Annotated in this window: 1 pseudogene; it reads right to left on the reverse strand. The window is 48.6% G+C overall.

From position 1 onward, the window contains the following. Window positions 1-259, reverse strand: a pseudogene (locus CF394_RS15285) (DnaB-like helicase C-terminal domain-containing protein); the annotation flags it as partial.

Raw genomic sequence — 259 nt, forward strand, 5'->3', positions numbered from 1 at the left:
TTCATAAATTCGGATTCTCCGCCGTCACCTCTACCGTTAACAATTTCGGAAAAGTCTCGTAAGGATGCGTGATTTTTCAATTTTTTCGCAAGGTAATCGTAATTGGCCTCGATATTAAAATCCGGCTGGAAGTCCGGCACCTCATTCGCAACCATCTCGGCCGTCGGCGCCTGGCCTCCGTGTTTCTCCGCATATTCCGTGATGTATCGGAGTGCTTTGCGTTCGCCTTCCGTTGGTAAGTCCTCGGCGGTAATATTAA

It is taken from the genome of Tetzosporium hominis, from assembly GCF_002265435.1.
Classification (GTDB): Bacteria; Bacillota; Bacilli; order Bacillales_A; family Planococcaceae; genus Chryseomicrobium; species Chryseomicrobium hominis.